This window comes from Kitasatospora sp. NBC_01300, assembly GCF_041435235.1.
Taxonomy (GTDB): domain Bacteria; phylum Actinomycetota; class Actinomycetes; order Streptomycetales; family Streptomycetaceae; genus Kitasatospora.
Map to the genome: position 1 here is coordinate 3,557,000 of NZ_CP108408.1, position 22,289 is coordinate 3,579,288.

21 protein-coding genes are annotated in these 22,289 nt (G+C 71.1%); 9 read left to right on the forward strand and 12 right to left on the reverse strand.

What is annotated here, in order from left to right:
• Window positions 1-9: 9 nt before the first annotated feature.
• The 3 genes from OG556_RS15695 (at window position 10) to OG556_RS15705 (ending at window position 3,523) form a co-directional block, all read left to right on the forward strand.
• The gene (locus tag OG556_RS15695; RefSeq protein ID WP_371517569.1) at window positions 10-1,152 is read left to right on the forward strand and encodes a S1C family serine protease; all 1,143 of its coding nucleotides are present in this window, start codon (window positions 10-12) and stop codon (window positions 1,150-1,152) included.
• Between the two features lie 62 nt (window positions 1,153-1,214).
• Window positions 1,215-1,985, forward strand: coding sequence for a response regulator transcription factor (locus tag OG556_RS15700; RefSeq protein WP_371517570.1), 771 nt, complete (start codon window positions 1,215-1,217; stop codon window positions 1,983-1,985).
• Window positions 1,982-3,523, forward strand: a complete 1,542-nt coding sequence (locus tag OG556_RS15705; RefSeq protein WP_371517571.1) for a sensor histidine kinase — start codon at window positions 1,982-1,984, stop codon at window positions 3,521-3,523. Before OG556_RS15700 ends, OG556_RS15705 begins: the two co-directional genes overlap by 4 nt.
• Before the next feature lie 56 nt (window positions 3,524-3,579).
• Here OG556_RS15705 and OG556_RS15710 read toward each other — a convergent pair whose 3' ends face one another.
• The 6 genes from OG556_RS15710 to OG556_RS15735 all read right to left on the reverse strand — a co-directional run bounded on the left by OG556_RS15710 (window position 3,580) and on the right by OG556_RS15735 (window position 11,213).
• Complete coding sequence (locus tag OG556_RS15710; RefSeq protein ID WP_371517572.1) at window positions 3,580-5,379, reverse strand: bifunctional UDP-sugar hydrolase/5'-nucleotidase; 1,800 nt, start codon at window positions 5,377-5,379, stop codon at window positions 3,580-3,582.
• Between the two features lie 243 nt (window positions 5,380-5,622).
• Complete coding sequence (locus tag OG556_RS15715; RefSeq protein ID WP_350885150.1) at window positions 5,623-6,972, reverse strand: ATP-binding protein; 1,350 nt, start codon at window positions 6,970-6,972, stop codon at window positions 5,623-5,625.
• Window positions 6,973-7,026: 54 nt separating this feature from the next.
• Complete coding sequence (locus tag OG556_RS15720; RefSeq protein ID WP_350885148.1) at window positions 7,027-8,601, reverse strand: SCO6880 family protein; 1,575 nt, start codon at window positions 8,599-8,601, stop codon at window positions 7,027-7,029.
• A 7-nt stretch (window positions 8,602-8,608) separates the two neighbouring features.
• Window positions 8,609-9,850: a hypothetical protein gene (locus tag OG556_RS15725; RefSeq protein WP_371517573.1), complete on the reverse strand. Its 1,242-nt coding sequence runs from the start codon at window positions 9,848-9,850 to the stop codon at window positions 8,609-8,611.
• A gap of 28 nt (window positions 9,851-9,878) precedes the next feature.
• Window positions 9,879-10,694, reverse strand: a complete 816-nt coding sequence (locus OG556_RS15730) for a hypothetical protein (RefSeq protein ID WP_371517575.1) — start codon at window positions 10,692-10,694, stop codon at window positions 9,879-9,881.
• 168 nt (window positions 10,695-10,862) lie between these two features.
• A complete protein-coding gene (locus tag OG556_RS15735) occupies window positions 10,863-11,213 on the reverse strand; it encodes a hypothetical protein (RefSeq protein WP_350885142.1) in 351 nt (116 codons plus the stop codon).
• 248 nt (window positions 11,214-11,461) lie between these two features.
• On the opposite strand from OG556_RS15735, the gene OG556_RS15740 reads away from it, so the two are divergent.
• Together OG556_RS15740 and OG556_RS15745 are read left to right on the forward strand one after the other, a co-directional pair.
• Window positions 11,462-12,697, forward strand: a complete 1,236-nt coding sequence (locus OG556_RS15740; RefSeq protein ID WP_371522719.1) for an NlpC/P60 family protein — start codon at window positions 11,462-11,464, stop codon at window positions 12,695-12,697.
• Window positions 12,698-12,882: 185 nt separating this feature from the next.
• Window positions 12,883-13,596 (forward strand): phosphatase PAP2 family protein, encoded by a 714-nt coding sequence (locus OG556_RS15745; protein ID WP_371517576.1) that lies wholly within the window; start codon window positions 12,883-12,885, stop codon window positions 13,594-13,596.
• A gap of 14 nt (window positions 13,597-13,610) precedes the next feature.
• Here OG556_RS15745 and OG556_RS15750 read toward each other — a convergent pair whose 3' ends face one another.
• Complete coding sequence (locus OG556_RS15750; protein ID WP_371517577.1) at window positions 13,611-13,808, reverse strand: hypothetical protein; 198 nt, start codon at window positions 13,806-13,808, stop codon at window positions 13,611-13,613.
• 162 nt (window positions 13,809-13,970) lie between these two features.
• On the opposite strand from OG556_RS15750, the gene OG556_RS15755 reads away from it, so the two are divergent.
• Entirely contained in the window at window positions 13,971-14,870 is a 900-nt protein-coding gene (locus OG556_RS15755) for a hypothetical protein (protein WP_371517578.1), read from the forward strand.
• Window positions 14,871-15,066: 196 nt separating this feature from the next.
• Complete coding sequence (locus OG556_RS15760) at window positions 15,067-15,267, forward strand: hypothetical protein (RefSeq protein ID WP_371517579.1); 201 nt, start codon at window positions 15,067-15,069, stop codon at window positions 15,265-15,267.
• A gap of 75 nt (window positions 15,268-15,342) precedes the next feature.
• Here the strand turns inward: OG556_RS15760 and OG556_RS15765 are convergent, their stop codons facing one another.
• On the reverse strand, window positions 15,343-15,735 hold the full coding sequence (locus OG556_RS15765; protein WP_363586545.1) for a metal-sensitive transcriptional regulator: 393 nt from the start codon (window positions 15,733-15,735) through the stop codon (window positions 15,343-15,345).
• Between the two features lie 425 nt (window positions 15,736-16,160).
• Between OG556_RS15765 and OG556_RS15770 the strand changes: the two genes are divergently transcribed.
• Window positions 16,161-16,781 (forward strand): DUF47 domain-containing protein, encoded by a 621-nt coding sequence (locus tag OG556_RS15770; RefSeq protein WP_063348282.1) that lies wholly within the window; start codon window positions 16,161-16,163, stop codon window positions 16,779-16,781.
• 5 nt (window positions 16,782-16,786) lie between these two features.
• Window positions 16,787-17,782, forward strand: a complete 996-nt coding sequence (locus OG556_RS15775) for an inorganic phosphate transporter (protein ID WP_350885128.1) — start codon at window positions 16,787-16,789, stop codon at window positions 17,780-17,782.
• Between the two features lie 156 nt (window positions 17,783-17,938).
• On the opposite strand, the gene pstB is transcribed toward OG556_RS15775, so the two are convergent.
• The 4 genes from pstB to pstS all read right to left on the reverse strand — a co-directional run bounded on the left by pstB (window position 17,939) and on the right by pstS (window position 22,089).
• Complete coding sequence (gene pstB, locus OG556_RS15780; protein WP_063348284.1) at window positions 17,939-18,715, reverse strand: phosphate ABC transporter ATP-binding protein PstB; 777 nt, start codon at window positions 18,713-18,715, stop codon at window positions 17,939-17,941.
• A 43-nt stretch (window positions 18,716-18,758) separates the two neighbouring features.
• Window positions 18,759-19,835, reverse strand: a complete 1,077-nt coding sequence (gene pstA / locus OG556_RS15785) for a phosphate ABC transporter permease PstA (RefSeq protein WP_371517580.1) — start codon at window positions 19,833-19,835, stop codon at window positions 18,759-18,761.
• Window positions 19,832-20,809 (reverse strand): phosphate ABC transporter permease subunit PstC, encoded by a 978-nt coding sequence (gene pstC / locus OG556_RS15790; RefSeq protein WP_350885123.1) that lies wholly within the window; start codon window positions 20,807-20,809, stop codon window positions 19,832-19,834. Before pstC ends, pstA begins: the two co-directional genes overlap by 4 nt.
• A gap of 149 nt (window positions 20,810-20,958) precedes the next feature.
• Window positions 20,959-22,089: a phosphate ABC transporter substrate-binding protein PstS gene (gene pstS, locus OG556_RS15795; RefSeq protein WP_371517581.1), complete on the reverse strand. Its 1,131-nt coding sequence runs from the start codon at window positions 22,087-22,089 to the stop codon at window positions 20,959-20,961.
• Window positions 22,090-22,289 lie beyond the last annotated feature (200 nt).

Consider the following 22,289-nt stretch of genomic DNA (forward strand, 5'->3'; position numbering starts at 1 on the left):
TTGGTCGGCATGAGCGAACAGCAGCAGCACCACGACGAGCAGTACGGCCCGTACGAGCCCCGCGTGGTCGAGGGCACCGTCCTCGGCAGCAGCGCCGCAACGACCGCCTACGGGTACCGCGAGGACCACTCGGCCGGCGGCTTCGACTCCCCGACCCCGCCCCCGCCCATGCCCCCCGAGCCGCCCACCACCGGCCAGCCCGGCGGGCACGGCGGCCACGGCAACCGCGCCCGGCGCGGCCTGCTGCGCGGGCGGCTCGCCCTGGTCACCGCCGTCGCCGCGGTCGCCGCCGTCATCGGCGGCGTCACCGGCGGGTTCGTCGCCGCCGAGCAGCACGGCTCCGCCACCCGCACCAGCACCGTCGCCAGCCCCGTCTCCGCCCGCTCCGACGGCGGCGCCGACGTCCCGGCCATCGCCGCCGCCGTCTCGCCGAGCGTCGTCCAGATCACCGTCAAGAACGGCAACGGCACCGCCACCGGCACCGGCGTCATCCTCGACACCAGCGGACGGATCCTCACCAACTACCACGTGATCGACACCGCCGCCGACGGCGGCCAGATCACCGTCACCTTCAAGGACGGCTCCACCGCCCCGGCCACCGTCACCGGCACCGACAAGTCCCTCGACGTCGCCGTGATCACCGCCGGCGGCGGCAAGAACCTCACCCCCGCCACCCTCGGCGACTCCTCCGCCGTGGCCGTCGGCGACCCCGTCGTCGCCATCGGCAACCCCGACGGCCTCACCGGCACCGTCACCTCCGGCATCATCAGCGCCGAGAACCGCGACGTCACCGTCCAGCTCGACGAGGGCACCACCAGCAGCAACGGCGGCTTCGGCTTCCCCAGCCTGCCCGGCCTGCCCAACCTGCCCGGAACGCGCGGCAACCTCCCGCAGCAGAACAGCGGCAGCACCACCACCTACAAGGCCTTCCAGACCGACGCCGCCCTCAACCCCGGCAACTCCGGCGGCCCGCTCATCAACGCCAACGGCCAGGTCATCGGCATCAACTCGGCGATGTACGCCCCCAGCGGCGCCAGCTCCACCGCCGGCGGCGGCGGCAGCAGCGCCGGCAGCGTCGGCCTCGGCTTCGCCATCCCGATCAACGACATCAAGCAGGTTCTGCCGAAACTGGAGGCCGGCCAGAACCTGTAGGACGGACAATTGCCCCCGTACTCCCAGCAGGCCCTCCACCCGACGAGAAAGGGCAGCAGCCCATGACCCCGTCCGCCGACGACCGCACCCCCGCCGAGGCCGGCCACCCCTCCGCCCGGCTCCTCGTGGTCGACGACGAACCCGCCCTCCGGGACGCCCTGGAGAGCAGCCTCGCCTTCGAGGGCTACGAGGTCGCCACCGCCACCGACGGCTACGAGGCCCTGGAATCCGTCGAACGCGACCGGCCCGACCTCGTCCTGCTGGACATCATGATGCCCCGGATGGACGGCCTCACCGCCGTCCGCCGGATGCGCTCCCGCGGCGACACCGTCCCCGTCCTGATGCTCACCGCCCGCGACGCCGTCGGCGACCGCGTCACCGGCCTGGACGTCGGCGCCGACGACTACCTCGCCAAGCCCTTCGAACTCGACGAACTGCTCGCCCGCGTCCGCGCCCTGCTGCGCCGCAACGCCCTCGCCACCGAGGCCGCCGCCCGCGCCGCCGCCGAGGACGAGAGCGAGGTGCTGGCCTTCGGCGACCTGCGGATGAACACCGCCACCCGCGAGGTCACCCGCGCCGGCAAGCCCGTCGAACTCACCCGCACCGAGTTCATGCTGCTGGAGATGTTCCTCGCCCACCCCCGCCAGGTCCTGACCCGCGAACAGATCCTCAAGGCCGTCTGGGGCTTCGACTTCGAACCCTCCTCCAACTCCCTGGACGTCTACGTGATGTACCTGCGCCGCAAGACCGAGCAGGGCGGCATGCCCCGCCTCATCCAGACCGTACGCGGCGTCGGCTACGCCCTGCGCCCGGCTGCCGGCACCGGCGCGTGAACGAGCAGGGCGAGCGCACCGCGACCGGGGCCACCGTTCCGCCGCCGCCCCTGATCCCACCCCGCACCCCCGGCCGCCGGCAGCGCCTCGTCCACTGGCTGCGATCCCGCTCCCTGCGCAGCCGCCTCACCATCCTGAGCTCGGCGGCGGTGGCGGTGGCCATCGCGCTGTCCGCGCTGGCGTGCTGGTTCATCGTGGAGAAGCAGCTCTACAACCAGGTCCGCACCGACCTGCTCAGCGCCGAACCGGAGCCGCTGCGCGGCGCGAACTACCCCTGTGGCGACACCCCGCAGGACGCCCTGGCCAAGTCCCTGGCCACCCCCCGCACCAGCCGGCCGCCGACCGACATGGGCAGCCCCCCGCTGCGGGACACCCAGAACGTCTCCTCCGACCTGTCCCTCGTCTGCCTGCCGATCGGCGCGAAGCGGGCCATCGTCATCGAACCCGGTGACGCCAAGGTCCTCGGCCTGAAGAAGGGCCAGTCGGTCGTCCGGGACGGCCTGTACACCAACGGTGAGCCCGCGATGGTCCGGCTGGCCTGGTACCCGAACATCAAACCCGGCTACCCGCCGGTCCTGGTCATGGTCGCCGCGCCGACCAAGCCCGTCGAGGACTCCCTCCAGGGCCTGGCCATCCTGCTCGGCTCCGTCTCCGTCGGCGGCATCCTGCTCGCCGCCGTGGCCGGCCGGCTGGTCGCCCGGTCCGCCCTGAAGCCGGTCGACCAACTCACCGACGCCGTCGAGCACATCGCCAGGACCGAGGAGGTCGGCACCACCATCCCGGTCCAGGGCCACGACGAGATCGCCCGCCTCTCCACCTCGTTCAACTCCATGAGCACCGCCCTCGCCAACTCCCGCGAGCGGCAGACCCGGCTGATCGCCGACGCGGGCCACGAACTCCGGACGCCGCTCACCTCCCTGCGCACCAACGTCGACCTGCTGATCCGCAGCAACGACACCGGCCGCCCGCTCCCGGCAGCCACCAAGACCAAGCTGCTCGGCAACATGAAGGCCCAGATGCAGGAGCTCACCGTCCTGATCGGCGACCTGCTCCAGCTCTCCCGCCCCGACACCCCCAAGGCCGGCCCGAACCTCACCCTCGTCGCCCTGCACGAGATCGCCGGGCGGGCGGTCGAGCGGGCGAAGCTGCGCGGCCCGGGGCTGGTCTTCGAGACCGCGACCGACCCCTGGTTCGTGCACGGCGACGCCGCCGGGCTCGAACGCGCGGTGATCAACCTGCTGGACAACGCGGTCAAGTACAGCCCGCCCGGCGGCACCATCGAAGTCCGGCTCCACCAAGGCCTGTTGACCGTCCGCGACCACGGCCCCGGCATTCCGCCGGAGGAACTGCAGTACGTGTTCGACCGGTTCTGGCGCTCGCCGTCCTCGCGGCAGCTGCCCGGCTCCGGCCTGGGCCTGTCGATCGTCGCGCAGAGCGTCCGGGAGGCGGGCGGCGAGGTGTCGCTGGGCCCGGCCGGGGACGGTGGACCGGGCGCGCTGGCGACCGTCCGGCTGCCCGGCGGCCCCGCCCCGGAATGACGGAAGGGCGGGTGGGGCGCCCCGACAGCGCCCCACCCGCCCCGGAACCGGCTCGGTCAGTCGATGTCGACGCCCGGGCCGATGACCTTGATCCGGTCCTGCGCCGGGGCCTTCAGCGGCGAGGCCGCCGAGCTGTGGGCGCCCAGGTAGGCCGCGAAGACGTCCAGGTCAGAGGCGCCGACGAGCTTGTCGGTGCCGGCCGCGAAGGCCGGGAAGCCGTCGCCGCCGCCGGCCAGGAACTCGTTGGCCGCGACCCGATACTTGGCGGCCGGGTCGATCGGAGCGCCGTTCAGCCGGATCGAGTCGACGACCACCCGGTCCGCGCCGGTCTTGCGCATGTCCAGGGTGTAGTGCAGGCCCGAGGACGCCTGGAGGATCTTCGGCGCGGCCGCGTTGGAGCCGCTGACCTGCTGCTGGAGCAGCTGCACCAGCTGGGCGCCGGTCAGTGTCTTGACCTGCATCATGTTGGTGAACGGCTGGACGGTGAACGCCTCGCCGTAGGTCACCACGCCGTCGCCCTCGGCGCCGGAGGCCTTGTAGACCAGGTCGGCGCGGATGCCGCCGGGGTTCATGAAGGCGATCTGCGCCCCGCCCTTGGCGGCCGGGGCGAGCCCCTCCACCTGCGCGTCGGCGATCAGGTCGCCGAGCGGCTTCTCCAGGTCGCTGTTGCCGCGGCCGTTGATGTCCGAGGCGATGTAACCGATCGGCCGGTTGGCGATCGGGGCGGCGAGCTTGGAGTAGTGGTCGACCAGCGCCGTCATGTCGGGCGCCTTCTCGACGGTGCGGCGCACCACGTGGTTCTCGGCCTTGACCGTCGGGCGCACGATCTCGCCGGTGGTCTTGTCCAGCTTCATGTCGATCTCGGTGTACAGCCGGCCGAAGGAGGCGGCGCTGGTGACCGAGCGCGGGACGCCGTTGGGGTCGGGGATGGTGCAGGCGTACGCGTTGTGGGTGTGGCCGGTGACGATGGCGCCGACCGACGGGTCGAGCTTCTTGGAGATGTCGACGATCGGACCGGAGATGCCCTGGCCGGCCGGGCCGCAGTCGTAGTTGTAGACGCTGCTGGCCGGGTAGCCGCCCTCGTGGATCAGCGCGACGATCGAGTTGACGCCCTTGGCCTTGAGCTCGGCGGCGTACTTGTTGATCGTGGTGACCTCGTTGGCGAACTTCAGGCCCTTGACGCCCTCGGCGGTCACGATGTTCGGCGTGCCCTCCAGGGTGACGCCGATGAAGCCGATCTTCACGCCCTGGGACTTGGTCACCCAGTACGGGGCCAGCAGCGGCTTGCCGGTCTTCTCGTCGGTGACGTTGGCCGACAGGTAGTTGAAGTTGGCGCCCTTGAACGTGCGGCCGGGCTCGTAGCAGCCGTCGACCGGGTGGCAGCCGCCGTCCTGCATGCGCCGCAGCTCCTGCGCGCCCTCGTCGAACTCGTGGTTGCCGACCGAGGTGACGTCCAGGCCGAGCTTGTCCATCGCCTCGATGGTCGGCTCGTCGTGGAAGAGCGCCGAGGTGAGCGGGCTGGCGCCGATGATGTCGCCGGCCGCGACGGTGATCGAGTCGTCGGCCGGGATCCGCGCCTTGCGCAGCTCGGTGGCCAGGTACTCGATGCCACCGGCCGGGGTCGAGACCTCCTTGCCGGTGGCCGGGTCGATCTCCCGGATGGTGCCGGACGAACCGGCCGGGGGCTCCAGGTTGCCGTGGAAGTCGTTGATCGCCAGCAGCTGGAGGTTGACGGTCTTGTGACGCTTGGCGTTGGCGTCGGCGGCCTGCGCGGCCGTCGGCACGGCCACCGTGCCGAACAGACCTGCGGCGGCGACGACGGCGAGCGCCGCGCGTCGGGATCTGACGGTGAGCATGAGGGTCCCCTGCACCTTGGAGGAGCGCCCGCTGTGGACTGGACCGGGCGTCTGGGCGATGTGTTGCGCCTGTGAAGCCTAGAGTCAACGCGCGTAGCTGTCAGGACGTTGAACGTAACGAGAGGATTACCTCCTGACGAACCGTCGCCGTCCGACCAGGGCCGCTGCCCCCGTCCGGGCCTCCCGGCCCCGCCCGGCAGAGCCGCCCGGCCCCCGCCGGCCGCCCGGCCCCCCGCCGGCCGCTCAGACTCCCGGCTCGGCCGCCAACTGCCGCTCGGCCCGGTCCCGTTCGGCCACCGCGTCCTCGGTCATCGCACGGTCGGTGTACACCAGCGGCCGCTCGGCCTCGGTGATGATGTGCTTGACCACCTGGACGTTGCCGTTGACATCCCAGACCGCGATGCCCGGCGACAGGGTGGGGATGATCTCCACCGCCCAGCGCGGCAGGCCCAGCACCCGGCCGGTGGCCCGCGCCTCCTCCGCCTTCTGCATGTAGATCGTCCGGGTGGAGGCCATCTTCAGGATCGCCGACGCCTCCTTGGCCGCCGCGCCGTCCACCACGTCCGACAGGTGGTGCACCACCGCGACGAAGGAGAGCCCGAGCCGGCGGCCGAACTTCAGCAGCCGCTGGAACAGCTGCGCCACGAAGGGACTGTTGATGATGTGCCAGGCCTCCTCGACCAGGAAGATGCGCTTCTTCCGGTCCGGCCGGATCCAGGTGTGCTCCAGCCACACGCCGACGATCGCCATCAGGATCGGCATCGCGATCGAGTTCCGGTCGATGTGCGAGAGGTCGAAGACGATCAGCGGCGCGTCCAGGTCGATGCCGTCGGTGGTCGACCCGTCGAACATGCCGCGCAGGTCGCCGTCGACCAGCCGGTCCAGCACCAGCGCCACGTCCAGGCCCCAGGACTGCACCTCGTCCACCGCCACGCCCAGCGACTCCACCGAGGACAGCTCGGGGCTGCGCAGGGTGTCGATGATGTCGTCCAGCACCGGCTGGCGGTCCTTCACCGTCGCCACCACATGGGCGTGCGCGGCCTTCAGCGCGAACCCGGCCCGCTCCTCCAGGCCCCGGCCCATCGCCACCTCGACGATGGTGCGCAGCAGCGACAGCTGGCCGGTCTGGGTGATCGCCGGGTCCAGCGGGTTGAGCTTCACCCCGCCGTCCCGGGCGGCCATCGGGTCGAGCCGGATCGACTTTATGCCCAGCGCGTTGGCGATCAGGTTCCACTCGCCGACGCCGTCCTCGCCCTGCGCGTCGAGCACCACGACCTGCCGGTCGCGGAACCTCAACTGCCGCAGCACGTACGTCTTCTCCAGCGCCGACTTGCCGTTGCCGGACTCGCCGAGCACCAGCCAGTGCGGGGCCGGCAGCTGCTGCCCGTACAGCTGGAAGGGGTCGTAGACGTACCCCTTGCCGCTGTACACCTCACGGCCGATGATCACGCCCGAGTCGCCCAGCCCCGGCGCAGCGGTGGGCAGGTAGACCGCCTGCGCCTGGCCGGTGGAGGTGCGCACCGGCAGCCGGGTGGTCTCCACCTTGCCGAACATCAGGCTGGTGAACGCCTCGGAGAGGTTGCCGAGCGCCATGTACGGCCTCCTGGTCTGGTCGACGGGCGGTGGTGGAGCGGTGCGGACCGGGCGTCAGCGGCGGATGCCGGTCGCGAACGGCAGGGTGTTGACGAAGGCCCGGTGGTGCTCGCGGTCGCACCACTCCAGCTTGAGGTAGCTCTTGCCGGCCGAGGCCCGGATGGTGCGCTTGTCCCGGGCCAGCGCGTCGGGGTTGCGCGAGGACACCGTGATGTAGCCGACCAGGTTCACGCCGGCCGCGCCGGAGGCCAGGTCGTCGCCGCGCTGGTCCACCCGGCCGGTGTGGGCCAGGTCGCGCGGGTCGACCGTCCGGTTCATCTTGGCCGCGCGGCTGGCCTCCGCCTCGTCGTTGGTCTTCTCGGTCAGCATCCGCTCGATCGCGACGTCGGTGGGCTCCAGGTCCATCGTCACCGCGACCGTCCGGATCACGTCCGGGGTGTGCACCAGCAGCGGCGCCAGGAAGTTGACCCCCACCGGCGTCAGCGGCCACTCCTTGATCCACGCGGTGGCGTGGCACCACGGCTCCCGGGTCGCCGACTCGCGGGTCTTCGCCTCCAGGTACTGCGGGTTGGTCGCGTCCAGTTCGGCCGGCCAGGCGTTGCGCCGGGACATCGCCTGGATGTGGTCGATCGGGTGGTCCGGGTCGTACATCGAGTGCAGCAGCGAGGAGAGCCGGGCCTGCCCCAGCGGCTGGCGCACCCGGATGTCCGCCTCCGCCAGCCGGGCGCAGATGTCGGTCAGCTCGCGCGCCATCACGGCCGCCAGCCCCTCGTCGTCCCGGGCCCGCCGGCCGGTCGCCGTACGGCCCATCGCGTGCGCCTCGGCCGCCAGGTCGCGGGTGTAGTGCATGCACGCGACCAGGTACGCCCGGTGCTGCTCCGAGGAGGTCGACACCATCGACTGCAACTGGTCGTACGAGTCCTGCAGCCAGCGCGGCGCGTCGTGGTCCCCGCGCCGCTCGACGTCCTTGGCGTGCGCGTCCGGGTCGGCCGGCAGCGTCCGGGCCAGGATCTGCAACCGGGTCACGAAGCCGTCCCCGTTGGCGACGTGCTTCAGCAGCGTGCCGAACCGGTCGACCAGCGCCTCCTGGTCCTCCGAGTCGCGCAGGCCGACACCCGGGCCCTCGATCTCGATCGCGGCCGTCACCGTCCGCCGCTCCAGGTGCATCAGCACCCCGACCTCGTCCGGCCCGAACGGCGCGGTCAGCCAGCGCAGCCGCCCCACCCCGGGCGGCGGGCCGACCTCCACCTCGCGGCCGTCCATCCGGGTCCCGGCGTCCATCACGTCCGAGCGCCACACCGACCGGCCGCTCCGCACCGTCCGGCGGTAGGTGCGGTTGATCTCCGCCCACTTGTAGAACGTCCGCCTGCGGTACGGCACGTACACCGCCGCGATGGCCACCATGGGCAGGCCGATCAGGCCCCCGATCCGCAGCGGCAGGATCGGCATCAGCAGGCCCCAGAGCATGCCGAGGAACGCCCCGAAGATGATCAGGACGATCTCGCCGGACTCCCGGTTGCGGCCGATCGGCGCGTTCGGGCGGGCCTTGCCGATCAGGTAGGTGCGGCGCTGGTGCACGTACGGCTGGGCGTACTGGGCTCCGTACTGGCCGAGCGGTTCACTGCTCACTTACCCGTCACCCTCCCTTCGCTGAGTTGCTGTCGCGGATCGGAACCGAGGTCTGCGGCGGCCCGGCCTGCGCTGGTGGCGCCGGCGTCCGCCCGGCGTGCGCGGCGATGCCCGGCGCGACCGAACCGCCGCCCGCGCCCCCGCCGCCACCACCACCGACCGGCCCACGGTCACCGTGGGTGGTGATGCCCTGCTTCATCATGTTCGCGGTGCCGTTGATCATCGCCGATCCGGCCGACACCGCGCTCGCCCGGGCATGGCGCATGTTCATGATCTCGTCGCCGAAGCCCGGCACGAAGCGGTACACCGCGGCACTCGCGAAGATCGACAGGAACAGGATCGCCAGCCCCGACAGCACCCGCGCGAAGTCGTCGCTGGCCCCGGCCCCCGACGCCACCGCACCCGCCAGGCCCAGGATGACCACGATGATCGGCTTCGCCAGGTCCACCGCCACCATCACCCCCGCCCACCGGCGCACGTGCTTCCACAGCTGCTTGTCCACCAACCCCGCGTACACCGCCGTACCCAGCAGCGCGCCCACGTACAACATCGCCGCCCGGATCAGCAGCTCGATCCAGAGCACCGCCGCCGCCAGCACCGCCACCAGCGACACGATGATCAGGATCAGCGGGCCGCCGCCCATGTCACCCTTCTCCAGGGTGTCGGCGAACGCGCCCAGGTACGACCCGGTGTCCGACTTCGTCCCCACCGCGATCCCCTTGGTCAGCCCGTCCGTCACGCTCACCACGGTGTAGAGGATCAGCGGCGTGAACGCGGACGCCACGACGGTCAGCCACAGGAAGCCGATCGCCTCCGTGAACGCCGTCGCCAACGGCGCCCCCCGCACCGCCCGCTTCGTCACCGCCAGCAGCCACAGCACCAGCGTGATCACCGTCGACACGGCGAACACCACCGCGTACTGCTGCAGGAACGACGCGTTGGTGAAGTCCACCTGCGTCGTCCCGTCGATCGCGCTCGACAGCTTCCGCACCACCCAAGCCGCCGCCTGGGCACACCCCTTGGCCAACGACCCCAACGGATCGGCCACACTCCCGATGGCCCCACCGCCCGGGATCGCGCCGGAGCCGCCCGGAGCGCAGTAGACGTCGTTGCCGGGCAGGGGAACACCCGGGCAACTCGTGTTGGTCGCCCCTGAGGTCGGGGTCGGCGACGGCTCAGCCATGGCGCGGTGGGCCGTCAGGACCACCGCAAGGACGCCGAACAGCGCCCCACCGGCCAGGTGGCTCATGCCCCGCCGCACGAAACCGGAACAACCGTCAGCGGGCATAACGGAAGCCTCCGAACTGCTCGACGGCACCAGTGATCTCCTCGGCGGTTGCGGCCTGCTGGTCCGGCGGAACCGGCGCCGGACCGGCTGCTCGGCTGAAGTCGGTGAGTTTCCAGTCCGTCCCGGTCCACCGCAGGCTGAGTGTCAGGGTGAACCACTCCTCGGACACCGGCCTGGTGGAACGCTCGCCGGCCAGTCCGAACAACCCGGTGCACCAGACGTCGACCTTGACGCTCTCCGCGGTGTAACTGCTGCTCTTGGTCCCGACCGGGATGGTCCGGCTGACGAACGCCATCCCCTTGGGCGGCTGTCCCTGGGCATCGACCCCGAACCTGGCCGCCGTCTCGGGAGAGAACCCCTGGTCCAGGCGGCTCTGCAGGCCCGCAACCGCGCCCGGGTCGGCGATGGTGGCGACGATGGTGTGGCGGCTGTCGGCGCGGAACATGTCGGCGGAGCCGATCGCCACCGCGTAGTTGGCGGCGGCGGACTGGGCACCCTGGTCGGTGTGCGGGTAGCCGGAGCCGATGCCGTTGATGGTGGTGCCGACGGGCTGGTCGCCGCTGGGGGCGGGGCCGGCGCCGGCGGGCGCGGTGGGGGCCGCGTGGTCGGCGGAGCGACCGGTGCTGCCGGGGTCGGGCTTGTCGCGGTTGGCGATGGCGATGGCCACGACGAGCAGGGTGACGACGACGAGGACGGTCAGCAGGGTGCGGAGCGGTCGGGCCTGACGCAGGGTCGGCTGGGAGGAGGGCTGTTCGCCGACCGGCAGCCGCGTACGGGTGTGCGGCTGGTCGTCGGACAACGGCACGGCGGCCCTCCTGGTGCGGGGAGCCGGGCGGCTCCGGGGACCCTCCGCCGGGGGCGGGCGCGGACGGAGGGTGGGAACGGGGGGTGGACTGCTGGCGGGTGGGCTCGGGGCGGTCCGGACGGGGACCTGGCCCCGGGGCGGGCGGGCCTGGCTACTGCTGTCCGATCGTCAGATCGCCATGCCGTAGACAATGGTGAACAGAGTGCCGAGTGATCCAATGATGAACACGCCGGTCAGACCGGCGACGATCAGCCCCTTACCCTGTTCGGCACCGAAGCTGTCGCGCATCGCGGTCGCACCGATCCGCTGTTTGGCCGCCCCCCAGACGGCGATGCCGAGGCAGATGAGGATGGCGACGGCCATGATGACCTCGACCATCACCCTGGCCTCCGACCCGAGGGTCGCGAACGGGCCCCAGTCCGGGGCGATCCCGCCGATGATGGTGTCGATATTCGGCTTCTTTGGTGGGTCCTCGGCCAGGTGGCCGATCGCGTTCGTGTGCACGCTGCTCAGGTTCATTTCCATCTCACCGCCCGATCAGGCAAATTCAAGGGCCCTGACCCCGCCCGCGCGAAGGGTCGGTACCTATTCTTGGCCAGATCTGATGTCGACTTGGCTACTTCTCGCGGATTGGTCGTGAGGCACCGGGCACGTACGCGAGGATGTCCACCGTACGAAGGATAGCGCTCACTCTTTGTATCTCTGATGATTGCGGTGAGCAACGCCTTCCGGAACACTTCGACTGACGATTCGTCGGGATGGTGCTGATGGTACTCCGGAAGGCCGGTACGGCCGCCGCCGCTGCGGGAGTTGTGACGTTCGGGTTGCTCGGTTTGGTGACGGTGGGGACGTTCGCGGCGAGTGGGACACCGCAGCAGTCGGCGAATCGCGCCGCACTCTCGCCGGGGACGGTCCCGGCGGCGTTCCAGGCACCGATCCAGCAGTGGGGCGCGCTCTGCCCGGAGATCTCGCCGCCGATGCTCGCGGCACAGCTCTACCAGGAAAGCGGTTTCGATCCGAAGGCCCAATCGGGCGTCGGGGCACAGGGAATGGCGCAGTTCATGCCCGATACCTGGGCGGCGTACGGCACGGACGCCAATGGGGACGGCAAGAAGGACGTCTGGGACCCGCTGGACGCGATCGCCTCGGCGGCCACCTTCGACTGCGCGCTCGCGAAGGACGTCGCCAAGGTCCCGGGCGACCGGCAGGCCAACCTGCTGGCCGCCTACAACGCCGGCCCGTACGCGGTGACCAAATACAACGGGGTGCCGCCGTACAAGGAGACCCAGGGCTACGTGAGGAACATCCAGGCGATGGCCCGCAGCTTCTCGGTGCCCACGGCGCCGGTGGAGGTGTCCGGGCAGTCGGCCGGGGCGATCTACTTCGCGCAGAGCAAGCTCGGGACGCCGTACCTGTGGGGCGGGGAGGGGCTGCCCTCGCAGAACGGACGGTTCGACTGCTCGGGCCTGACCCAGGCGGCGTACGCCAGCGTGGGCATCACGCTGCCCCGGGTGGCGAACGACCAGTGGTACGCCGGGCCGCACCCGTCGCGCGATCAGCTGCGGCCGGGCGACCTGGTGTTCTGGGCGACGGACCTGAACGATCCGCGGAGCATCCACCACGTCGGGATCTACGTCGGCGGCGGCTACATGATCAACGCGCCGCACACCGGCGCGGTGATCCGCTACGACAAGATCGACACCAGGGAGTACATCGGCGCGACCCGGGTCACCTCGGACGGCGCCCAGGCGCTGCCGGCCCGCAACGCGGACGGCTCCGTGAGCGCCCCGAGCCGCCCGGGCTCGACGACGCCGACCAGCCCGACCAGTCCGACCAGTCCGGCCGCGGCGACCACCCCTTCGGCCCCGGTGGCCCCGGCAGCCCTGGCGAGCCCCGGCGGCGCCGCCACCCGGCCCGCCGCCGGACCGCCCGCAGCCGCCGCGCCACCCGCCCCGACCGGCCCGGACCCCGCCGGGGCGGGGCGGCCGACGGCGAAGAACTGAGCCGCCCGTGGCCCCGAGGTGTGAGTGCCCTGTGGACGCTGAGTCAAGTTTCCATAACCGCGCGTTTCCGTGGAACGCTGTGCCCCGGCGATGACGTTGGTCCCGATGGCCCACCGTCAGCTTCCCGCGCCGGGAAGGGCCCCGACCGGATCGAACAGCTGCAGCGGACCAGAAGGAGGTGCGGCGTGTCGACGCCGCTTGCCGACACGACCAACCCCGACCTCGGCCTGCTCTACGCCGTCAACGGACTGGCCAAGCGCTCCCCGCAGTGGCTGGACCACCTGGTCTCGTGGATCGGTGAGTACGGCATCCTGATCGGCCTGGCGATGCTGGGCCTGGTGGCCTGGCTGCAGGCGAGACGCCGCCCCGACGCGCCGGTGGCCGTCGCCGGGCTGCTCTGGGTGCCGCTCTCCGTCGCCATCGCCGAACTGGCCAACCTGCCGATCGCCGCGATCGTGAACCGTCCGCGCCCGTTCGTCGACCACAGCGGGCTGCTGGTGCTGGTGGACGGCAAGGCCGGCACCCACTCCTTCGTCAGCGACCACTCGACCATGACGATGGGCGTGGCGGTGGCGCTGTTCCTGGTGAACCGGCGGCTCGGCTGGATCGCCGGGGGCCTGGCCCTGTTGCAGGGCTTCTGCCGGATGTTCATGGGCGTGCACTACCCGACCGACGTGATCGGCGGCTTCGCGCTGGCCGCCGCGGTGGTGCTGCTGCTGGCGCCGATCGCGATGGCGGTGCTCGTCCCGCTCTGCCACGCGCTGGGCCGGACCGCCCTCGCCCCGCTGATCCGGGCGCCGGAGCGCGCCGGCGGCGGCCCGCGCGGCCGACGGCGCGGGCGCGAGCGCGGGTCGGTGCGCTCCGAGGAGCAGCCGCCGGAGTCCGACCTGGCGGCGTGAGCCTCCCGGCCCGGCTACCCCGGTCCAGCGCCGCTCTCGGCGAGGGCGAGGTGGTCGTCCCCCTCGCGCCGGACCAGGTCGCGCGAGCGGCGGGCCGGTGAGAACCAGCCGCAGCTGCAGGTCGCGAAGGCGAAGGAACCGCGCTCGCTGACCGCGACGCGGTGTTCGGGCATCCGGGCGGTGCCGGGGGAGGCCGGCAGCTCACTGTGCACGTGGTTCACCGTAACGCGCCGGGCACCGGGCGCGCGATGCCGTCCACGAGACCTTTTCCGCGTAACCCTTCGCGGCTCAACTCGTTTGCCCGGAAAGAGCTCTGCTCACCTGGTGGTGTCGGCAGGGCAGTCGGGCCCGAGGGGGTTGTCGCGAGGATGAAGATGACCGACCAGCAGCGTGGCGGACGGCCGGGGCGCCGTCCGCGGCCGCATCTGCGTTCGGCGGCCGGGGCCGCCCTGCTCGCCGCCGCCCTGGCAGGCCTGTCCGCCGGCTGCGCGGCCGGCTCCAGCGGCGGTTCCTCCGACCGGCAGTCGGGTGCCCCCGACCAGCTCGCCGCGGACCCGCTGACGGCGGTGCGCAACAGCGCCGACATCACCGGCCGCACCGGCTCCGCGCACACCGCCACCGAGCTGGTCACCGAGTCGTCCGAGAAGAAGGCCGTCTTCACCGGGACGGGCGGCTACGACTACGTGAAGCGGATCGGCCGGCTGGAGGTCCAGGTGCCGCCGGGCGCGGCGACCACCGGGAAGATCGTCGAGGTGGTCCTGCCGGGCACCGTCTACCTGCAGAACAGCGGCGCCAAGGTGCCCGAGGGCAAGTGGGTCAAGCTGGACGTGCGCCAGCTGCCGGACGGCAACCTGGTCAGCAGCGGCGCCACCGACCCGGCCTCGGCGGCGGGCGCCCTGCGCGGGGCGCAGAAGGCGGACGCGGTCGGCACCGAGACCGTCGACGGGGTGGCGCTGCACCACTACCGCGGCACCCTGGACCTGGCCAAGGCGGCCGACGCGACCGGCGGCCGCGGCGGGGACGGCCTGCGGATGGGGGCCCAGACCTTCACCGTGAAGGAGGTCCCGTACGACGCCTGGCTGGACGACCAGGGCCGGCTGCACAAGGTGGTCGAGGTGTTCACCTTCGCCGGGGTGGCCGGTTCGAAGGAGGCCAAGGACCAGGTGAAGGTGACGTCGACCACCTCGGTGACGGACTTCGGCAAGCCGGTGGAGGCGGCCGAGCCGCCGGCCTCGGACATCTACGCGATGAAACCCTCGGAAAGCCCGAAGTAGGCCGCCGGGGCAGGGCTCCGGCGCCGGGGCGAACCGGGGCGCCGCCGGAGCGGGTGGCCGCCCGGGGAGCGGCGGCCACCCGTTTCGGCGGCGCCGAGATGGCCCGTCCGTGCCATGTGGACGGGCTCCGAAGTGCCTAGGCTGGACGTCGGGTGGCTGCCGCCCGGGCTGGCGAGGCACTGAAGGGGTGGTGCAGGTGGTGTCGTCCACGGGCGGCCGCAGCGGCGGCCACGACGACGCGGCCCTCGACGAGATCGATCTGGCCGGCGAGCTGATGATCGCCGCGACGGCCAGCACCGGCGACCGGCTGCCGACCGAGCGGATCGACGAGGTGCTGCTCGACCGGATCGAGCCGGGGCGGACCGACGGCGAGGCCTGGCGGCAGGCCGACGGCTAGCGGGTTCGCGGCCCGGGGGTGTTGGCGGCCGGGGCGTGCGCGGCCCGGACCCGCTCGCCCGGAACCGGCCCGGCCTCAGCTGCGCAGCAGCCGGCCGATCGCGGCCGTGGCCTCCGCGACCTTGGCGTCGAGTTCGGCGCCGCCCTCCTCGGCGGCGGCCGCGACGCAGTGCCGCAGGTGCTCCTCCAGCAGGGACAGCGCGAAGGACTGCAGCGCCTTGGTGCCGGCCGAGACCTGGGTGAGCACGTCGATGCAGTAGACGTCCTCGTCGACCATGCGCTGGAGGCCGCGGATCTGGCCCTCGATCCGGCGCAGCCGCTTGAGGTGGGCGTCCTTCTGCGCGCTGTAGCCGTGCGGGCCGTGCCCGCCCTGATGTCCTGCGGCGGCCGCGGGGGCGGCGGGTGCGTCGGCCTGCGCGTCGGTGCCGTGCCCGTGGTCCGGCTCGGTGCGCGCTTGCGTCGTGGTCATCGGCCCGCCTTCGTCTGGATGCCTGGTGGCTGCGTCGGCCACCAGTGTCCAACACCGGGGCCGTCCGTGGTGTTCCGACGGCCGACGCGGCATGTGCCGAAGGGTTCCGGACGGTCGGCGGACGGTCTGCGGACTGGTTCCGGGCGGTCCGCGAACGGGTTGCGGACGGGCTGCGGGCGGGCCGCCGCGCGGTTCACCCGTCTGAGCGGCGCCCCCGTCTTCCGTACGTACCACGGGGACAATCCGGGCGAGGTTCCGTCAGACTGGGGGCTCACGTCCGCACCTGGGTGTGCGGTCCGGGTCAGCTGGTGCGGCAGCCGAACGGAAGAGGAGGTTCCGCCTCCACCATCACCACCCCGTTTGCGCGATTGCGCTTGGTTGCACCTAGCATCGTTCAGTCCCTACCCCGCACATCGGAGATTTCCGTGCGTTTTAGCCTGACCCCGAAGGAGACGAGCTTCTACGACATGTTCTCTGCCGCCGCGGAGAACCTCGTCGTCGGTTCGAAGCTCCTGCTGGAACTGCTGGGATCAGACGTGTCGGCCCGCGCGGAGATCGTCGAGCGCATGCGCGCCGCCGAGCACGCCGGGGACGACACCACCCATGCCGTGTTCCACCAGCTGAACTCGTCCTTCATCACGCCCTTCGACCGCGAGGACATCTACAACCTCGCCTCGTCGCTGGACGACATCATGGACTTCATGGAGGAGGCCGTCGACCTGGTCGTCCTCTACGACATCCAGACGCTGCCGAAGGGGATCGAGCAGCAGATCGAGGTGCTGGCCCGGGCCGCCGAGCTCACCGCCGAGGCGATGCCGAACCTGCGCAGCATGTCGAACCTCACCGAGTACTGGATCGAGGTCAACCGGCTGGAGAACCAGGCCGACCAGATCCACCGCAAGCTGCTCGCCCACCTGTTCTCCGGCCAGTACGACGCCATCGAGGTGCTCAAGCTCAAGCAGGTCGTGGACGTCCTTGAGGAGGCGGCGGACGCGTTCGAGCACGTCGCCAACACGGTGGAGACCATCGCCGTCAAGGAGTCCTGACCCTCGTGGACATGGCTGCACTCATCGCCGTCGTCGGCGTTGCGTTCTTCTTCACCTACACCAACGGCTTCCACGACTCCGCGAACGCGATCGCCACCTCGGTCTCCACCCGTGCGCTGACCCCCAGGGCCGCGCTGGCGATGGCCGCGGTGATGAACCTGGCCGGCGCCTTCCTCGGCAGCGGCGTGGCGCACACCGTCTCCCAGGGGATCATCGAGACGCCCACCGGCGACCGGGGCATGGTGATCCTGTTCGCCGCGCTGGTCGGGGCGATCGCCTGGAACCTGGTCACCTGGTACTTCGGCCTGCCGTCCTCCTCCTCGCACGCGCTGTTCGGCGGCATGGTGGGCGCGGCCATGGCCGGCGGCATCGACGTGATCTGGGGCGGCGTCCTCGACAAGATCGTCATCCCGATGATCGTCTCGCCGATCGTCGGCCTGGTCGGCGGCTTCCTGGTGATGCTGGCGATCCTGTGGATCTTCCGCCGGGCCAACCCGCACAAGGCCAAGCGCAACTTCCGGGTCGCCCAGACCGCCTCGGCCGCCGCGATGGCGCTGGCGCACGGTCTGCAGGACGCGCAGAAGACCATGGGCATCGTGGTGATGGCGCTCACCATCTCCGGCCACCACTCCGGCGAGGGCATCCCGGTGTGGGTGAAGATCTCCTGCGCCACGATGCTCTCGCTGGGCACCTACGCGGGCGGCTGGCGGATCATGCGGACGCTCGGACGCAAGATCATCGAGCTGGACCCGCCGCAGGGCTTCGCCGCCGAGGCCACCGCCGCGACGGTCATGTACGTCACCTCGTTCGTCTTCAAGGCGCCGATCTCCACCACCCACGTGATCACCGCGGCGATCATGGGCGCGGGGGCCACCAAGCGGATCCGCGCGGTGCGCTGGGGCGTCGCCAAGAACATCGTGCTCGGCTGGTTCATCACGATGCCGGCGGCCGCCATCGTCGCAGCGCTGGTGTACTGGTTCGCCCACCTGTTCTGGGGCTGACCGGCCCCGCACGTGACAGGGCCCGCCCCCACATCTCGGGGGCGGGCCCTTCTTCATGCTCCACGGCGGCACCGCCATGCAGCACCGCGGAGCAGCCTGTGTGCTCGCCGTTCGCCTCCGGACCCGCGGTCCGGAGGCCGGTGGCGGGGGTCCGGCCTAGCCGAAGCGGCCGGAGATGTAGTCCTCGGTCGCCTGGACCGACGGGTTGGAGAAGATCCGCTGGGTGTCGTCCAGCTCGACCAGCTTGCCCGGCTGGCCGACGCCGGCCAGGTTGAAGAAGGCGGTGCGGTCGCTGACGCGGGCCGCCTGCTGCATGTTGTGGGTCACGATGACGATGGTGAACTGCGACTTCAGCTCGCCGATCAGGTCCTCGATCGCGAGGGTGGAGATCGGGTCGAGCGCGGAGCAGGGCTCGTCCATCAGCAGGACCTGCGGCTCGACCGCGATGGCGCGGGCGATGCACAGCCGCTGCTGCTGGCCGCCGGAGAGGCCGGCCCCCGGCTTGTTCAGCCGGGTGTGGACCTCGTTCCAGAGGTTGGCGCCCTTCAGCGAGCGCTCGACCACCTCGTCCAGGACGGACTTCTTGCGCACGCCCGCGAGCTTGAGGCCGGCGATCACGTTGTCGTAGATCGACATGGTCGGGAACGGGTTCGGGCGCTGGAAGACCATGCCGACCGAGCGGCGGACGGCGACCGGGTCGACGTTCGAGGCGTAGAGGTTCTCGTCGTCCAGGAGGACCTTGCCCTCGACCCGGGCGCCGGGGATCACCTCGTGCATCCGGTTGAGGGTGCGCAGGAAGGTGGACTTGCCGCAGCCGGAGGGGCCGATGAAGGCGGTCACCGAGCGGGGTTCGATGCTCATCGAGATGTCCTCGATGGCCTTGGTGGTGCCGTAGTAGGCGGACAGTCCGCTGACGTCGATGCGCTTGGCCATGATCGTTGCTTCTCTCGTCTGTCTTCGTACGTCAGTCGGTCGCTCAGTGTCCGCCCTTGGGCGAGCGCCAGCGTGCGATGCCCCGGGCGATGAGGTTGAGCCCCATCACGAAGGCGATCAGCACCAGCGCGGCGCCCCAGGCGCGGGCGTAGCCGAAGTCGTTGTTGACCACCGAGTACTGCTGCCAGATGTACATCGGCAGGGACTGCTGCGGTCCTTCGAACGGGTTGCTGTTGATGGCGTCGGCGCCGAAGACCAGCATCAGCACCGGGGCGGTCTCGCCCGTGATGCGGGCGACCGCCAGCATCACGCCGGTGGTGATGCCGCCGATCGCGGTGGGGAGGACGATCCGCAGGATCGTCTTCCACTTCGGCACGCCGAGTGCGTACGAGGCCTCGCGCAGCTCGTTCGGGACGAGCTTGAGCATCTCCTCGGTGGAGCGGACCACGACCGGCATCATCAGGATCGCCAGGGCGAGGCTGCCCGAGAAGCCCGAGTAGCTGAAGCCCAGGGCGATGTTCCAGAGCGACAGGACGAACAGACCGGCGACGATCGACGGGATGCCCGTCATGACGTCGACGAAGAAGGTGACGGTCTTGGCGAGCGTGCCGCGGCCGTACTCGACCAGGTAGACGGCGGTCAGCAGACCCACCGGGGCGGCCATCGCGGTGGCCAGGGCGACCTGCTGCATGGTGCCGAGCAGCGCGTGGTAGATGCCGCCGCCGGGGCCGGAGGCGATCACGCCCTTCATCGAGTGGCTCAGGAAGTTCCCGTTCACCACGCCGATGCCCTGCTGGATCGTGTAGACCGTCAGGGAGATCAGCGGGACGACGGCCAGGATGAAGGCGACCCAGACCACCGAGGTGGCGAACCGGTCCTTGGCCTGGCGGCGGCCCTCGACCTGGGCCGAGACGCCGTAGCTGACCAGCAGGAACAGCAGGGCGGAGATCAGGCCCCACTGCAGGTGGCTCTGCAGCCCCGCGGCGGCGCCGATCCCGCAGCCGACCGCGATCGAGCCGACCGCGACGGCGGCCGGGGCCCACTTGGGCAGCCGGTTGGCGGTCAGCGACCGGCTGAGCGGCCGGGCGTCGGCCGTGACGGAAGTCGTTGCCGCGGTCATGCGTTGGCCCCCGAGTACTCCTTGCGGCGGGCGATGATCAGTCGCGCGGCACCGTTCACCAGCAGGGTGATGACGAACAGGACGAGGCCGGAGGCCATCAGGGCGTCGCGCCCGTTGTTGCCGGCCTCGGCGAACTTCAGCGCGATGTTCTGCGCGAAGGTGCCGCCGCCCGCGTCGAGGATGTGCAGCGAGAGCACGTTGCTCGCGGACAGCACCACCGCGACGGCGATGGTCTCGCCGAGCGCGCGGCCGAGGCCGAGCATCGAGGCCGAGATGATGCCGGGGCGGCCGAACGGCAGCACCGCGGTGCGGATCATCTCCCAGCGGGTCGCGCCGAGCGCGAGCGCCGCCTCCTCCTGCATCCGCGGCACCTGGCGGAACACCTCGCGGGAGACCGCTGTGATGATCGGCAGGACCATGATCGCCAGCAGGATGCCGACGGTGAACAGGTTGCGCGGGGTGCCGCTCTTGGTCTGGTCGAAGAGGTACGTCCAGCCGAGGTACTGGTTGAGCCAGCTGGTCAGGCCGTCCATGTGCGGGACCAGGAAGAGCGCGCCCCACAGGCCGTAGACGATGCTGGGGACGGCGGCGAGCAGGTCGACCAGGTAGGCGAACGGCTGGGCGATCTTCCGCGGCGCGTAGTGCGAGATGAACAGCGCGATCCCGATGGCCACCGGGACGGCGATCGTCATCGCGATGACGGCGCTGACGAGGGTGCCGAAGGCCAGGACGGCGATGCCGAAGACCGGCTTCGTTGCGTCCGGCGTCCACTCGAAGGTGGTGAGGAAGTTGCCCTCGTTGGTGCTGAGGGCCAGGCCCGCGCGCCAGGCCAGGAAGCCGGCGATCGCGGCCATGATGACCAGCAGCAGGATGCCCGAACCGCGGGCGAGGTTCATGAAGATCTTGTCGCCGAAGCGGCTGTCGCGCGGTCGGCGTTCCCTGCCTCGCGGGGCGGCAGGGGAGGATGAAGTCATTGTCTACTCCGGTCTGGTGGTGCCGCCCCGGAAGGAGGACGGCACCATGGCGGCGGTGCCCCGGACGTTGGTGCTGGGTCGGTGCGTTCCGGTGGGACGGCCCCGGCCCCCCTCGCTCACGGGGCCGTCCCACCGGTGCTCCTGTCGGGTCAGGCCAGGGAGGAGACGGCGGCCTTGACCTTGTCGCTGATGGCGGCGGGGAGCGGGACGTAGCCCTTGTCGCCGATCGCCTTCTGCGCGGCGTCGCTGACGGCGTAGGTCAGGAAGGACTTGAGGTTGTCCAGGTTCTCCGGCTTGTTGCCCTTGTCGCAGGCGATCTCGTAGGTCACCAGGACGATCGGGTAGGCGTTGTCGGCCTTGGTCCCGTAGTCCAGGGAGAGGGCGAGGTCGCCGTCGGTGCCCACCACGGTGGAGGAGGCGAAGGTGAGGGCGGCGTTGGCCGCGGTCGCCTCGACGGGCTTGGCCGCACCGGTGGCGATCTTGGCGCTCTTGAGGTTGTTGCTCTGCGCGTAGGACAGCTCGGCGTAGCCGATGGAGTTCTTGACCTGCTTGATCTGCGCGGAGACGCCGGCGCTGCCCTGGGCGGACTGGCCGCCCTTGCCCTTCCACGCCTTCTCCGGCGCCGCGGTCCAGGCGCCACCGGAGGTCTTGGTGAAGTAGGAGGTGAGGTTGTAGGTGGTCCCGGAGTCGTCCGAACGGTGGACGGTCTGGATCTCGGCGTCCGGCAGCTGCACGCCCGGGTTCAGGGCGGCGATCGCCGGGTCGTTCCACTTGGTGATCTGCGAGTCGAAGATCTTGGCGGAGGTCGGGCCGTCCAGGACCAGGTTGTCGACGTTGTCGACGTTGTAGACCAGCGAGACGAGACCCGCGACCAGCGGCAGGTCGATCGCCTTGCCACCGGTGCAGACCGTCTTGGAGGCGTCGACGTCGGCGGGCTTGAGCGCGAAGTCGGTGCCCGCGAAGGCGACCTTGCCCTGGTTGAACTGCTGCACACCGGCGCCGGAACCGCCACCGCTGTAGTTGACGGTGGTGCCGGAGCAGGACGCGCCGTAGGTGGTCTTCCAGACGTCGATCGCGTTGGCCTGGGCCGTCGAGCCCGCGGCGAGCAGCGTCCCGCCCTTGCCACAGTTGACCGCGGCGGCCGAGGCGGAGCCGCTGGAGCCACCGGCGGCCTTGGCACCGTTGTCGTCCGAGCCGCAGGCAGCGAGCGACAGCGAGCTGACGAGCGCCATGGCACCGATGGCGAGGGCCTTGGAGCGGCCGTTCCGCTGGAGCTTCACAGGGATGTCCCTTTCTGTGGCATTGCCCGTCGCGCGGGCCGTGCGAGGACGGCGGGCGCGGGTTCTGCTGTGGTCCGGGGCCCGTTCGGCCCTCCGGTAAACCCGAAGTTAGGCCGGGTAGGTGACACGACAGCCGGTCACAAGTGAACGGAGAGTGAACCTCGAAAGGATGACAGGAAACTACGCCAGGTAGTCACGGT